Annotated in this window: 13 protein-coding genes; 3 read left to right on the forward strand and 10 right to left on the reverse strand. The window is 37.3% G+C overall.

Going from position 1 to position 13,315, the window contains the following annotated elements:
- Nucleotides 1-116: 116 nt before the first annotated feature.
- Nucleotides 117-2,288, reverse strand: a complete 2,172-nt coding sequence (locus ACFSFW_RS22365; protein WP_388041539.1) for a DNA topoisomerase III — start codon at nt 2,286-2,288, stop codon at nt 117-119.
- 193 nt (nt 2,289-2,481) lie between these two features.
- On the reverse strand, nt 2,482-3,597 hold the full coding sequence (locus tag ACFSFW_RS22370) for a histidine kinase N-terminal domain-containing protein (RefSeq protein ID WP_388041542.1): 1,116 nt from the start codon (nt 3,595-3,597) through the stop codon (nt 2,482-2,484).
- Nucleotides 3,598-3,776: 179 nt separating this feature from the next.
- On the opposite strand from ACFSFW_RS22370, the gene ACFSFW_RS22375 reads away from it, so the two are divergent.
- The gene (locus tag ACFSFW_RS22375; RefSeq protein ID WP_388041543.1) at nt 3,777-4,223 is read left to right on the forward strand and encodes a cupredoxin domain-containing protein; all 447 of its coding nucleotides are present in this window, start codon (nt 3,777-3,779) and stop codon (nt 4,221-4,223) included.
- Nucleotides 4,224-4,254: 31 nt separating this feature from the next.
- Here the strand turns inward: ACFSFW_RS22375 and ACFSFW_RS22380 are convergent, their stop codons facing one another.
- From ACFSFW_RS22380 to ACFSFW_RS22400, 5 genes are all read right to left on the reverse strand, one after another.
- Nucleotides 4,255-4,653: a hypothetical protein gene (locus ACFSFW_RS22380; protein WP_304214218.1), complete on the reverse strand. Its 399-nt coding sequence runs from the start codon at nt 4,651-4,653 to the stop codon at nt 4,255-4,257.
- A 93-nt stretch (nt 4,654-4,746) separates the two neighbouring features.
- Complete coding sequence (locus ACFSFW_RS22385) at nt 4,747-6,663, reverse strand: vWA domain-containing protein (protein ID WP_388041546.1); 1,917 nt, start codon at nt 6,661-6,663, stop codon at nt 4,747-4,749.
- A 10-nt stretch (nt 6,664-6,673) separates the two neighbouring features.
- The gene (locus ACFSFW_RS22390) at nt 6,674-7,558 is read right to left on the reverse strand and encodes an ATP-binding protein (protein WP_388041549.1); all 885 of its coding nucleotides are present in this window, start codon (nt 7,556-7,558) and stop codon (nt 6,674-6,676) included.
- A 283-nt stretch (nt 7,559-7,841) separates the two neighbouring features.
- Nucleotides 7,842-7,928, reverse strand: a complete 87-nt coding sequence (locus ACFSFW_RS22395) for a putative holin-like toxin (protein ID WP_369695634.1) — start codon at nt 7,926-7,928, stop codon at nt 7,842-7,844.
- Between the two features lie 105 nt (nt 7,929-8,033).
- Nucleotides 8,034-9,272: a DHH family phosphoesterase gene (locus ACFSFW_RS22400; RefSeq protein ID WP_388041552.1), complete on the reverse strand. Its 1,239-nt coding sequence runs from the start codon at nt 9,270-9,272 to the stop codon at nt 8,034-8,036.
- Between the two features lie 185 nt (nt 9,273-9,457).
- Here ACFSFW_RS22400 and ACFSFW_RS22405 point away from each other — a divergent pair, with 185 nt between their 5' ends.
- Nucleotides 9,458-10,822 carry an MATE family efflux transporter gene (locus ACFSFW_RS22405; RefSeq protein ID WP_388041555.1) on the forward strand — a complete coding sequence of 455 codons (1,365 nt, stop codon included), beginning with the start codon at nt 9,458-9,460 and terminating at the stop codon, nt 10,820-10,822.
- Between the two features lie 32 nt (nt 10,823-10,854).
- Here the strand turns inward: ACFSFW_RS22405 and ACFSFW_RS22410 are convergent, their stop codons facing one another.
- Nucleotides 10,855-11,694, reverse strand: coding sequence for a deoxyribonuclease IV (locus ACFSFW_RS22410; protein WP_388041557.1), 840 nt, complete (start codon nt 11,692-11,694; stop codon nt 10,855-10,857).
- Nucleotides 11,695-11,786: 92 nt separating this feature from the next.
- On the opposite strand from ACFSFW_RS22410, the gene ACFSFW_RS22415 reads away from it, so the two are divergent.
- Complete coding sequence (locus tag ACFSFW_RS22415; protein WP_257215739.1) at nt 11,787-11,915, forward strand: hypothetical protein; 129 nt, start codon at nt 11,787-11,789, stop codon at nt 11,913-11,915.
- 364 nt (nt 11,916-12,279) lie between these two features.
- Here the strand turns inward: ACFSFW_RS22415 and yoyC are convergent, their stop codons facing one another.
- Complete coding sequence (gene yoyC, locus ACFSFW_RS22420; RefSeq protein WP_388041561.1) at nt 12,280-12,558, reverse strand: protein YoyC; 279 nt, start codon at nt 12,556-12,558, stop codon at nt 12,280-12,282.
- A 55-nt stretch (nt 12,559-12,613) separates the two neighbouring features.
- Entirely contained in the window at nt 12,614-13,279 is a 666-nt protein-coding gene (gene bshB2, locus ACFSFW_RS22425; protein WP_304214230.1) for a bacillithiol biosynthesis deacetylase BshB2, read from the reverse strand.
- Nucleotides 13,280-13,315: the final 36 nt, after the last annotated feature.

The following is a 13,315-nucleotide window of genomic DNA, read 5'->3' on the forward strand; positions in this document are numbered from 1 at the left end:
AATAGAAAAAAATAAAAGGCATTTGGGAATAAGAGGATTCCCAAATGCCTTTTGTCTACACTCTGACCTGAGTCTATTCTAGACTCAGGTTCAATTTTGTTAAGTGCCAAAGCAGTTTACTTATCAAGCTTTAGCTTTGCTAAGGCATCTGCTAATGCGGTATTTATTGGTTCTTCTTTTTGCTGTTTTTTCATGAAATTGGTCACTTCACGTTTAGAAAGTTTTCCTGATTGGTTCTTTTTGCGTCGCTCGTTGAAGGTTGACAATTTTTCTCGATGTCCACATTTACATACGAATAATTGGCCTTCCCCTTCCCCGCGTAGTTCCAATTTCTTGTGGCAGTTCGGGCATCTTGCATTTGTTACTTTTGCAATGTTTTTACGATGACCACATTCACGGTCCTGACAAACGAGCATTCTTCCCTTTTTCCCATTGACTTCAAGCATCAATTTCCCACAATCAGGACATTTCGTGCCTGTGATATTGTCGTGCTTGAACCTTGAATCACTCATTTTGATATCTTTAACAACTTCTTTTGTGTACTGTTTTATATCCGAGATGAAAGTATTCTTTTTCAATCGCCCTTTTGCGATTTGTTCAAGCTTCTGTTCCCACTCAGCTGAAAGTACAGGAGATTTCAAATCATCTGGTACTAGCTCTAATAGTTGTTTTCCTTTATTGGTAATGTGGATGTCTTGCCCTTTTTTCTCAATTAAAAATGTATTAAAGAGCTTTTCAATGATATCCGCACGTGTCGCTACCGTCCCTAATCCACCTGTTTTGCCAATGGTTTCAATTAAATCCTTGCTTTCTCCAGCCATATATTTTGCTGGATTCTCCATTGCGGAAAGTAAGGTTCCTTCATTGAAAGGCTTTGGCGGTTGTGTTTCTTTTTCGATTTCTTTTACAGAAAGAACCTTTAGAGTTGACCCTGGTTGAACGGAAGCTGGTATTTGACCTGCATCATCGTTCTCGTCAGTTGAAGTAATCACTTCTTTCCAACCTAATGATGAAACAGTAATCCCTTTTGCCACGAAAAGTTCCTTGCCAATGCGTGCCTGAACGGTTTTTTGTTCATACGTATAAGGTGGAAGAAAAACAGCTAAGAAGCGTTTTACAATTAAATCATATATTTTTTCTTCCTTGGCAGATAAAGCCTGTAAATTAGGGCGATCCTCAGTTGGAATAATCGCATGGTGGTCTGTTACCTTGCTATTATCAACAAACGATTTGTTCGTTTTAATCCCGCTTTTCAGGATCTTGGCACCAAGCTTCGCGTATGGTTGCACCATACACGCTTCAATTCGATCCTTCAGTGTATCTATAATATCTGTTGATAGAAATTTTGAATCGGTTCTTGGGTACGTAACAAGCTTGTGTTGTTCGTAAAGCTTTTGGAGAACATTTAAGGTCTCCTTTGCTGAAAATCCAAACCGTTTATTTGCATCACGTTGAAGCTCTGTTAAATCATAGAGCTGTGGTGCATAGCTTTTCTTTTGTGCAGTTTGCACGTCTATAATTTTTGCTTCTTGTCCATGAAGAGATCGTACAGTGGCAGTTGAAACTTCCTTTTTAAAAATACGTTGTTCCTTTGTTTTTTCATGCTGCCACTTCAAGATTAAGCCGTCCGTTAATGCATTTATTTCAACATAAGGCACTGGTTTAAAGTTCCGAATTTCTTCTCCACGCTTTGCAATAATGGCTAATGTTGGAGTTTGTACTCGCCCACAAGAGAGCTGTGCATTGAACTTTGTTGTCAATGCTCTTGTTGCATTGATTCCGACTAACCAGTCAGCTTCGGCACGGGCAACGGCTGAGGAATAGAGATTCTCATATTCCTTCCCGTTTTTTAAGCTTGCAAAACCTTGCTTAATCGCTTTATCTGTCACTGATGAAATCCATAACCGTTTGATCGGCTTACGTGTATTTGATTTTTCAATGATCCATCTAGCAACAAGCTCGCCTTCACGACCAGCATCCGTTGCGATAATAATCTCATTGACATCTTTACGATGCATTTGTGTTTTAACGGCACTATATTGTTTGCCTGTTTGCTTAATGACAACGAGGCTTAGCGGATTCGGTATAATCGGTAACTCCTCTAATTTCCATGATTTATATTGGTCTCCGTATTTTTCAGGGTCAGCTAATGTAACTAGATGGCCAAGTGCCCAAGTCACAATATATTTATCTCCTTCGAAAAAGCCATTCCCTTTCTTATGGCAATTAAGGACACGCGCAATGTCTCTTCCAACAGAAGGTTTTTCTGCAAGAACAAGTGATTTCATATAAATTCCTCCAATTCACTCTTCCTATTATACACGATTCCTATTTTCAGACATAAAGAAAAGTACAAGGCGCACAGCTTTAGGTGATAAGCGCTGACAGAAGGTGCATTTTACCTTCAGAAGCGATTGGCTTATGACCTCGAACCGATGGCGCCTGGAACTAAACATAAAAAAACTCGGTCTTTTCCCGAGTTTAGCTAGCATCACTGTATGGTAGAACGATTTTAAATTCCGTTAAATTGGAATCTGATGAACATGATATGGATCCACCGTGTTTTTCAATAATTTTTTTACAAACAAAAAGTCCGATCCCTGTTCCAAATTCCTTTGTTGTATAAAAGGGTTCAAATATCGTATCCAATGATTCCTTAGGTATGGCTGGGCCATTGTTAGAAATAGAGACTATAATTTGATTATCAAGATTATACCCCTTTATGATAATGTTGCGGTCTGTTTCTCTTTGTTTTAATGCATCAATGGAGTTCATTAGAATATTTAATAATACTTGTCTAATTTCATCCTCATTAACAGTTATGTAAATATTAGAACCAATATTTGTATCTACTTGCACATCACCATCTAAAATACTCGCATAAATGAATTCGGTTATTTCAGTAAATAAATCAAGTAATGAAACTTCATTTTCACTTTTCTCGATTAATTCCTTCTTAGATACATGAAGAAATTGCGAAATTTTGTAATTCAACTGATTGAGTTCATGACTGATAATATCCAAATATTTAATGTTAGGGTTATCATTTCCGATCAATTTAACAAAACCGATGACTGCCGTTAGTGGATTACGGAATTCATGTACAAATGTAGATGCCATTTGCCCCAAAATGGTAAGCCGCTCTTGATGGCTTTGGTCTATGTATTGAATCTTTTCCTGGAGCTGATTCTCTTTCATCTCTGTATATTTGGAAACAGCATAATAGGAGAACAAATCAAAAATCCGATTCACTTCTTCAAAAACAGGGTCTAATTGATCATGATCTAATTTAGACCGGTATATGTATTTTAAAATTTCTGTTCTACCTAGATTTACATTATAGATGAATTCCCCAATATTAATATTCGCTTCGACTCGCTCTTTGGCTAGTTTATGAGCAAACGATTTTAGTTCTTCTTCATCGATTGGATTGATCATTGAGTTTTTTATCAGTTCAAACATTGTTAAGCCATTTAATACTAATTTTTCTTTATGAATGTCATTCTCAGACATCACGGTTTTTTCTTTCCAAGATGTTAAAAAAAACGACAAATTGCTTTCGAGATAATAAATGAGTTCTCCTAACACAGGATTCATACCGTTCAAGTCCTTTCTTTCACTTCAATCAGGTCATAAGCTCAAAGTTATATATTCTATAATATTCTACATTTTTTGCAAAAGTCCTTTTTAGAATTTTAAAAATACTTAAATAGTAGACAAGTTTTCGAGTAGGTCAAGCATACATTATAGGGAGACAAACTATAGGAGGGTTGATTATGAAATTTGTTGTGATTAAAAGGAGTTGGATTGTTGCCGCTTTTGTTGCTGCAGTGGTAATGATTGGAGGTTGGGTATGGTTGCAGCCTGAAATCATTCCAACAATAGCCCCGCAAACTGCCAAAGATGATGTTGTAATCCATATTACAACTGGAGAATTAAAATCTAAAACGGATGATGGCAAAGAAATTGAATCATATTTCTGGAATCCGGGGACAGTCTATGTTCCTCAAGGTAAGGAAGTGACCTTTAGTATTTATGGGGTAAATGGCAAGGAGCACTCATTCTACATCGAAGGTACAGACATCAAAGGTACAGTGAAAAAAGGAGAAGAAATCACGATTAATGCAAATTTTGAGGATGAAGGCATGTATCGCATCATTTGTTTGAATCACTCCGATATTAAAAATAACGGTCCAATGATTGGTTATATTGTTGTAGATTAAAAGTAAAACAGGAGAGTATCCTCTCCTGTTTTTATTGTTTACGAACAGTGATTGCATTTGTTGTCTTTTTCACAATACAATCCTCTATGTCTGCTTGTCCAAGAAGACCAAGTGTAATAGCGGCATCAATCTTCTGCTGGTCAGGTTGCTTTATGATTCGGATGCAATCCACAAGATTAAGTTCTTCTAATTTCTTTACCGTTTTTTCATCATGGTAGCTTTCAGAGGTACGTATTTGTCGTTGAATCTTGTAATCTCCAACGATTGACTCCCCTTTTTCCTGCTTTCCTACCGTCTCATCAAAATACACATTAATAACCTTCTTCATTTCCTTTAATTCCTTCTCAATTTCCTTGGCCTTTTCACTTAATGTAAAATACTTTGAAATGAGTTCTTCCGGAATTTGTGTAAATCGCTTGGAATCCTGCACATTCTTCACCCCTAATTACTTGATAATTCATCATATGATTGAGGATGAGATAACATTCTAGTGCAGAAAAAATCCAGCCGAAAGCAGCTGGATTTAAATACTTTTATATAGTAGTTTTTTCAATAATGGAAACAGCACATCTGGCAATTGCTCGATGTTTGGTACTAAAATACTGTACTTACCGTATATGTTTTGAATCGTCGTTTGTTGTCCTTCATCAATTTCTCCATTTGATAAGAAGACGTTGATGACTTCGATACCATGTTTTCGTGCTTTTAATACAGCTTCGTGTGTATCAATAATACCATTTTGCTCATAATCGAATGCTGCGGGCTCTCCGTCAGAAAAGACAAGTAGGAATTTTTGTTTCTCGGTTCGTTGTAATAGTTTCTTCGTTTGCAAACGAATGGAATAACCGTCGCGATTGTCTTCTTCTGGCTCGAGTTGCATGATTTCCGCACCATAGCTGCGTTTTAAGCTCGAATCAAAATCGATCACTGTTTGCAGGTAGTTCGGTTGTTTTGTGCTATCTGCATCATTGGTGTCCTCCCAAAAACCTGTCACATCATGAGGAACCTGGACAGATTTTAATGCTTCGTGAAAGAGTGCAATCCCTAGCTTTGTTTGATCCATTTTATCGTACATCGAAGCTGAACAATCAACTAACAATGAGAATACCGCATCAATTTGATGGGATGGCTGTTCTTTTTTATAAAATAATCTAGGATTGTCGTCTGTAAATAGGCGAATTAGCTTCTTATTTAATCTTCCAAAATGCAAATCTCCTCTTGGGAGATTCTTTTTATGTTCCAATGTTTTAAGGATCATTTGCTTTAGCTTTTTCTGATAAGGAGCGATGATCGTTTTGTTTTTTTCGTATTGGATGACTTCTTCGTCCGTTGGTTTTCGTGGATTCTTAAAGACAGGGTAAGCAAAACGATTTTCTTTTCCAAATTCAGCTTCTGAGGAGCCTTCCTTTTCAGAATGCACCATTTCCATTGCTTCCATCTTGGAATAATCTTTATTTTTACTTTGTTTAGACGAGCCTTGGGCAATCCCTAACGCCTGGTCACCCTCTTCGCCTTCTCTTGCTCCTTCACCCATCAGATTCGTTCGTGAACCTTGTTCTAAATCAAATTGTAAAAAGCTTTTTGTTGGTGTACTTGTTTCTCGATGCCAGGTTTCGAACTTCTCTTCATGGATATCTTCATCCCCTTTTTTGACATCATCAAGTACATCATTGTTTTTCAACTTATCCTTCCGTTTCAAGTCGTCAATTGTTAAGCCATTTTCAAGGATTTCATAATCGAGTTCTGGTAAATGAAAATACGTATTTAACATATCTTCATCAAGTACATCCTCTAATACATCGATGATTTCCGTGCATATTTTGACGATGTCCTTTGTACTTTTTGCATCAAAGACTTTCTCAATTTGACTTCGTAAAAACGGAATCAAGAGATCAATTTTTTGTTGAATAGACGGAATTTCTTCAAGTGGAGATTCAGCCGTTAGTAGAACAAAAATACCATTAAACAAAGCATCTGTTGGTACACTTTTAACAATGTTGACATGGAGCTGATCCTCATAATACTTGCGATAAATACATCGTCTTTCAGTAAAGGATTTTCGGGTTCCTGGTCGTTCTTTTTTACATTGTTCTTCCAAACGACTATCTTCAAACAGCATAAACAATTGTTTCGCGAAACTCGGAAGATCGCTTTTCCTACAGAATGATAAATAACGATCAATTGCTTTAAAATCCGTATATTTCATGCTACCGATCGTCCGTAAAAAAACATCACTTAATAGTCCATATCGTTTGTCGCTAGTTGTGCGATTATCCCAAAAATGACTAATGATAACCTTTTGCTGGATCGGGTCAAGATAAGATTTATAACCTAACTCTATTTCGAGTTCAGGATTTTTTGAGATTGTTTTGGCAAGGTCCGATAATTCCATGAATAGAAAGGAGTCGACCTTTTTATCATTAAATTGAATAAATCTCATTGTAAAAACCTCACTCAAACAGAGTTTCTGCTATATTTTTAACGGCTGCTTTCTCACGATCATCTTCTAATTTTTCAATGATTCCACGTTCAATGGCGCGCAATGGTGGCATATACAGGGCTAAATCACAAGTATCAATCAATGCCCGTATGGATGCCGCTTCCTCAGAAAGCATACCACCTCGGACCTGTGTAATTAAATCAGCAGACAAGGATACAAATTTATTGATTATATTTTCGTCCTTCAATGCTGTTTGTGCTTGAAGAACTTCCTTAAGTGTTTCTCCTTGAATATATGGTACTTCAATAACGACAAAGCGGTTTTTCAATGCTTCATTTAAAGGTACGGTTCCAACATAGCCCTCGTTAATTGCGGCAATGACGCCGAAACCATTCTCCGCACGAACTACTTCAGCAGTAAACGGATTTGTGATCATTTTACGATAATCGAGTACACCATTTAGAATTGGCAGTGTTTCAGGCTTTGCCATATTGATTTCATCGATATAAAGTAAATAGCCTTTTTTCATCGCATTGATTACAGGTCCAGAAACAAATTCAATTTTCATTTTTCCATCATGCTCTTGAATTGTTTTGTAGCCAAGTAAAGCTTCTGCATCTAGGTCGACTGAACAGTTTATACTGTACATTGGTTGTTGGAATAACTGTGAAATGGTTTCAGCCAGTTTTGTTTTACCTGAACCAGTTGGGCCCTTTAATAGCACATTTTTACCAATGCTAAGTGCAATAATTGCATCTCGAATAATATTGATATCTGAAGGAGTGTATCCACCTTTTCCGATTAATAGTTCATCACCGGAAACTTGGTTCTTTCTATTTGAAATCTCAGCTTGTAAATTTATCGGTAACTTCAATTCTTCTAGTTGAATCGTCATGAAGTATCAAATCCTCTCATACATATGTTTATAATGTAATATCCTCTTATGTCCCCACGTATTTTACCGAAGTTTTTGCATGGAGGCAATGAATACACCTTGAAATTCAAGTATTTGTGACATTTTTTATGAAGATATGGTATTATAATAATAAATACTCGTAAAATACAAATAGACCGCAGATGTTGCGAGCATCTACGGCCTAGCAATAGAATGGTCCCACTAAGAGGATCAGCCTAAGATGAAATAGACCTCACCCGATTTTTAGCGGAAAAAGGGAGGTCTATTTTTTATTGTTGTCAAAAGATAAAATCGCAACAACAAGCGACGCGAACGAAAGCATTAACACAAGGCTCTCATATATCGTCATATAGGCATCACCCCCTTTCAGTTGGGAGCTTAGCCGACCACCCTTACCGGACAAACTATTGCTTATTCATTATAGCACATTTTACCATACGAACACACGTTTCATTTAAAATTGGTTCTTTAGACTTACGAGTGCGCCGTCGAGGTTTGCTTTAATCGCATCCTCTTTCTTATTAAGATGCTCACCAATATAGGCAAGAAGTTCATTATCGAAGGCTAAACCACTTGCAAATTGACGTTTTACAAAGCGCTCCGCTTCTTCAAACGTTGAAAACTTTGCATCGAGTGTTTTCTTGTCGTGGTGAATAACCCAACGAACATCCTTTTTAAAGATAAAGGACTTTTCCCCTTTTCGATTCACAAACAGCGTCCCATTATCATTCTCTTTGAGATTGAGTTGGTTTTCAGGTGCATCATGGCGAATTGCATATAATGGGAATGTATTTTTGACAAAAAGCTCAAATGCTGTATCGCCAAGTGAACATCCTGATGCTTTCGGATGCCCTCCACCACCAAATCGCTTCGCAAATTCAGATACATCGACCTCATCATATATGGTACGAAGTCCAATCTTTTTCGTGCCAACATTTAGTATCGCAATTAAATCAAGATGTGGATTTAGCTTTCCAAGTGCATTGCCAAGTTCAGAAATGTATTGTTCCCCATGAACAACTCCCACACAATAATCTTCAATGAAGGTTTGCACCATTTGTCTATTTTTCGAGTTAATATATCGTTCGATTTTCTTATCTTCCGTATCTAAAAGAAATTCTTCCGCTTCCGTTAACTTGAAGGTATCTTGATTGGTTTGAAGTCGTTCTAGCATCTTCGTTTCAAACTCTTCAATTCCAATAATAAAAAATAAATCATTTAAGCGTTTCGCTTCTACTCGATTTTCAGTTTCCCATTCCCATGTATCATATAGTCTTACAAGCTCAATAAATGCCTCTAAGCCAGTATGTTTTTGGATGAGGTTCTTCTCAAGAAGAAATTCATAATAGAGTGAGGTTGCACACGTTTTCTTACCTGACTCATATTCAGCCTGTACAAATCCCCAGTCATACTTGTTAAAATGCATGGCTGTTTTATGATGGTCAACCATTTGTATGTAATGACCCGCCTTATGACGTTTTTCCAATGCTTTTTCGTTTTTATCATTCACTGCAAGATCCGTTATGTATACTTTTGCTTGATGGTGTTCCGGGTTTTCAATATATTTTTCCACGCGCTCGTTTAAGTTTCGGTAAGAGCAATAGGAGACATCAACCTCAGCACCAAATGCCAGTTTGGCAACAAGTCCACATCCTACTCCGTCTAAATCACTATCTGAAAATAACTTTATCAAGTCGGATTCCCCCTTTTACTCCTAGTTTCGATTAGATTTGCTATTTTCATACCCATTTACTACTTTACACTAAAAAAGAAAAAAGGACGAGTACTGGTTGTCAATTGAAGAATTTTTACCTACCATTATGTCATTTTTGTGATATAATCCATTAATCATCAAGGAAGGCAAAAGGAAATCGTTTTATGAATCAAACATTTAATTTAAAAGAAAAAAATAAATTATTTTTTCATATCCTCTTTCCAATTCTGGCCACACAGATTGGTCTTAATCTCATAAATTTTGTGGACACGATGATGTCTGGTCGGGCTGGAGCAAACGACCTTGCAGGAGTTGCGATTGGTTCGAGTCTTTGGGTACCGGTGTACACGGGCTTGTCGGGGATACTAGTAGCGATGACACCCATTATCGCTCAATATGTTGGAGCAAAACAAAGAAATAAGGTTCCATATTCCGTGATGCAAGGTGTTTACATCTCCGTTGTCATTGCAATAGTCGTTGCTTTAATTGGTGGATTTGTCCTTGACCCCATATTAGGACTTATGAATCTTGAAACCGAAGTTCGGGAAATAGCTAAGGAATATCTGATCGGACTTTCGTTTGGAATAGTTCCTCTTTTTGTTTATTCAGTATTGAGATCATTTATTGACGCACTGGGTCATACAAGGGTGACGATGATTATTACTCTCTCTTCGTTACCGATTAATGTATTGTTTAATTATCTGTTGATTTTTGGAAAGTTCGGTTTTCCTCAATTAGGTGGTGCGGGTGCAGGTTATGCCACAGCCATTACCTATTGGCTGATTGTGTTTTTAGCCGTTTGGATTATTTTAAGCCGTCCCCCATTTACTGAATATCGTGTTTTACGAAAACTTTACTCAATATCTTTTTCAAGTTGGGGCGAAATCTTAAAGCTCGGGTTGCCAATTGGGTTTGCAATCTTTTTTGAAACAAGTATTTTCTCAGCCGTCACATTGTTAATGAGTGAATTTAATACGATTACGATTGCTGCCCACCAGGTCGCGATTAATTTTGCGAGTTTGCTATACATGATTCCTTTAAGTATTTCGATGGCACTTACAATCGTAGTCGGCTTTGAGGTCGGTGCGAAACGATTTAAGGATGCAAAACAATATAGTTTACTTGGCATTTGTATCGCTGTCGTCATGGCGCTTGTTTGTGCATTGATTATTCTTGTGTTTCAAGAGCCAATTGCAAAAATGTACTCAACAAATGCTGCAGTTATCGGATTAACGACACAATTTTTAGTATATGCGATATTCTTTCAGCTTTCAGATGCCATTGCAGCACCCATCCAAGGTGCACTACGTGGCTATAAAGACGTAAACACAACTTTTGTGATGACACTTATCTCTTATTGGGTGATTGGTTTACCTGTAGGATATGTCTTGGCAAAATTTACAACGCTTGGTGCGTTCGGGTATTGGATTGGCTTGATTGTTGGATTAGCTGCCGGTGCTGTCACATTATCTGGTCGGTTGGTTATCGTACAGAAAAGAGCAGCACGGATAAAGTTAAGTGAAAAATGATGTAAACCAGCCTTTTGCGGGCTGGTTTTTTGTTATGAATAGATACCCATCATCTCATTCAAAAACTTAATTTCATCCTCATGGGAAAAATGATTCTCGTGTGGTGTTTCGAGTACAAACGGGATATCACCAAACACGGAACTCGATAATAATTCTTTGATTTGATCTATTTTTATCTCTCCATAGGGAATATTGGCATGTCGGTCTTTCATAGATCTGGTTGGGTAGGCTGAATTGTTTAAATGAACCGCTTTTAAATGTTCAAAATAACCGAGTTCAGTCCCTTTTGCTTCAACCTCAGCCCAATTGTCTCCATCCCAAACACCGCTTGCGAATACATGGCAAGTATCTAAACAAAAACCGATTTTCTCAGGAAACTCTGTAAGCTGCCTTACTTGGACAAGCTCTTCAAGCATTGTTCCAGTTGGCCCACTTTTACCGGCATTATTTTCTAATAAAAGCAATGCTTCACCATCCCACTTCGACAGAACGTCATTGAAGGTTCCAATCATCCGCTGATAGCCTTCTAGAGGGTCTGTAGCATTTTTCAACACACCAAAATGAACAACCACACCAATCGACCCGCATTCATTTGCAATCTCCAAATCATTTAATAACGAGTCCTTAACAAGCTCAATTTGCCCTTCATCCGCAACTAAATTGGTTGGATATGGTGTATGGGCAATGGTTTGGATATGATGCTCTATACAAAACTTCGCACATTCTTGTGCATCATGAATATTATATTCTTTAACAGACAGGCTTCGTGGATTTTTTGGAAAGTATTGAAAGGCTCTTGCCCCAATTTTTTGAGCATGTTGGGCGGCCCCTAAATACCCTTCCCTAATACTAATATGACTACCAAATCTCATGATTTCGTCTCCTATCCTACATATACAGTTAGTTTTTCTATCAGAGTAGGAACTATTCAATTAATGGACATACTAGTTTTGAGGTGATAAAAATGGAAGACTTTACATCAAAAGACGAGACGGTACAAAATAAGTCAATCGAAGAATTAGAAGAGGAAATGGGTTTATACATTGTATCACCAGAAAAAATTAATTCTATATTTGAAGACGAAGAGCAATGAAAAAAGAGCGAAATCCAAATCGCTCTTTTGTTCATTATCTATTTATTTAATGAAAATACGACCATAGACTTGTAGCTCTCCAGACAATGGCAAACGAACATAAACTTATACATGTTCCACTAAGTATTTTGGCTACTCTTTTATGTGTTCCTTTATAAATGGAGTGTGCGAAGGTAAATGCAAAAATCAAAAATAAAATGACTGAAATCTCCATATACATATTCATCTCCATAAAAATACCCCTTTCAAACTAGATATGCTGAGATATTTTGACGAGTCTCTCTTATTACCATCAGATTATAAAGGAAACTCAGGAGTTGTACAACGGAAATTAGTACTAATTGTAAATATTTTCTTGTTTTGTTTACAATTTCTTCACATTTTCCATTTCCTCAAGATAAACATGCTGCAGGCTAAGCTTTTCTTCAATCGTTAGACTGGAGTCGAAAATTCGTCTACTAGCCATGAAAAATTTTTCATACGGAGTTTTACGAAGTCTTGGATGGGTCAATTCATCTAGTAAATCCCTTCGAATTGTCGAACGCAGAATGTCTTCACTGCTCAAATCCTTTTGCCAAAGCCGACGATTCATCCAAAGGGACTGATATGCTTTTAAAAGTTGATCAAAATTAACAGGATCCATTTTCATATAGCTCCTTTTACACCCAAGAGCCCATCAAAAGTTGGGCTCTAAGTACTTAATCGTCAAACTTATATGTCCAATATACTTCTGTTCGAAGCCACTCAATAATTTCATTGTCACTGTCATCAATCTTTTGGAGAAGATTTCCCATCAAGCCTTCTGTTTGGGAACGATGTGCTTTTAATGTCGCAATCTTCTTGTCTAAAACTTCACTTACATCAAACTCAACATCATGTTCACCGATTTTTTCAACACGGTCATGGGTAATTGCTTTGCAGTATACGGTCGGTCTATTTTCTTTTGGAATACGTTTAACCGCACGAATGGTTGCTTCTCCTGTCGCATCATGGTCAGGATGGACACCATGTCCAGGATAGAAGGTAATAACAAGGGATGGATTTACTTCCTTGATGATTTCCTCAATTGTGTCTGCGATTCTTTCTGGATCTAAGAATTCCAATGTCTTATCACGATACCCTAGCATCCGGAGATCGGTTATACCACATGCTTTACAAGCTTCTCTCAGTTCTTTTTTGCGAATCTCTGGTAAGGTTTCTCTCGTTGCAAAAAACGGATTCCCTAAATTTCTGCCCATTTCCCCAAGGGTTAGGCAGGCATATGTAACAGGAACCCCTTTTTCTGTATTTAAACTAATTAATCCTGAAACTCCAAATGCTTCATCATCTGGATGTGGTAATACAATTAAAATATGTCGCTCCATTTTACTACTCCTTTTATTAAAATATGCCGTTGTAGT

The sequence above is a fragment of the Ferdinandcohnia salidurans genome, from assembly GCF_042680725.1.
GTDB lineage: Bacteria > Bacillota > Bacilli > Bacillales > Bacillaceae_L > Ferdinandcohnia > Ferdinandcohnia salidurans.

Excerpts from the sequence above, each read along its gene's own strand:
- ACFSFW_RS22365 (WP_388041539.1), bottom strand. The coding sequence starts at position 2,288 with ATGAAATCACTTGTTCTTGCAGAAAAACCTTCTGTTGGAAGAGACATT.
- ACFSFW_RS22370 (WP_388041542.1), bottom strand. The coding sequence starts at position 3,597 with ATGAATCCTGTGTTAGGAGAACTCATTTATTATCTCGAAAGCAATTTG.
- ACFSFW_RS22375 (WP_388041543.1), top strand. The coding sequence starts at position 3,777 with ATGAAATTTGTTGTGATTAAAAGGAGTTGGATTGTTGCCGCTTTTGTT.
- ACFSFW_RS22385 (WP_388041546.1), bottom strand. The coding sequence starts at position 6,663 with ATGAGATTTATTCAATTTAATGATAAAAAGGTCGACTCCTTTCTATTC.
- ACFSFW_RS22390 (WP_388041549.1), bottom strand. The coding sequence starts at position 7,558 with ATGACGATTCAACTAGAAGAATTGAAGTTACCGATAAATTTACAAGCT.
- ACFSFW_RS22395 (WP_369695634.1), bottom strand. The coding sequence starts at position 7,928 with ATGACGATATATGAGAGCCTTGTGTTAATGCTTTCGTTCGCGTCGCTT.
- ACFSFW_RS22405 (WP_388041555.1), top strand. The coding sequence starts at position 9,458 with ATGAATCAAACATTTAATTTAAAAGAAAAAAATAAATTATTTTTTCAT.
- ACFSFW_RS22410 (WP_388041557.1), bottom strand. The coding sequence starts at position 11,694 with ATGAGATTTGGTAGTCATATTAGTATTAGGGAAGGGTATTTAGGGGCC.
- ACFSFW_RS22415 (WP_257215739.1), top strand. The coding sequence starts at position 11,787 with ATGGAAGACTTTACATCAAAAGACGAGACGGTACAAAATAAGTCAATC.
- yoyC (WP_388041561.1), bottom strand. The coding sequence starts at position 12,558 with ATGGATCCTGTTAATTTTGATCAACTTTTAAAAGCATATCAGTCCCTT.
- bshB2 (WP_304214230.1), bottom strand. The coding sequence starts at position 13,279 with ATGGAGCGACATATTTTAATTGTATTACCACATCCAGATGATGAAGCA.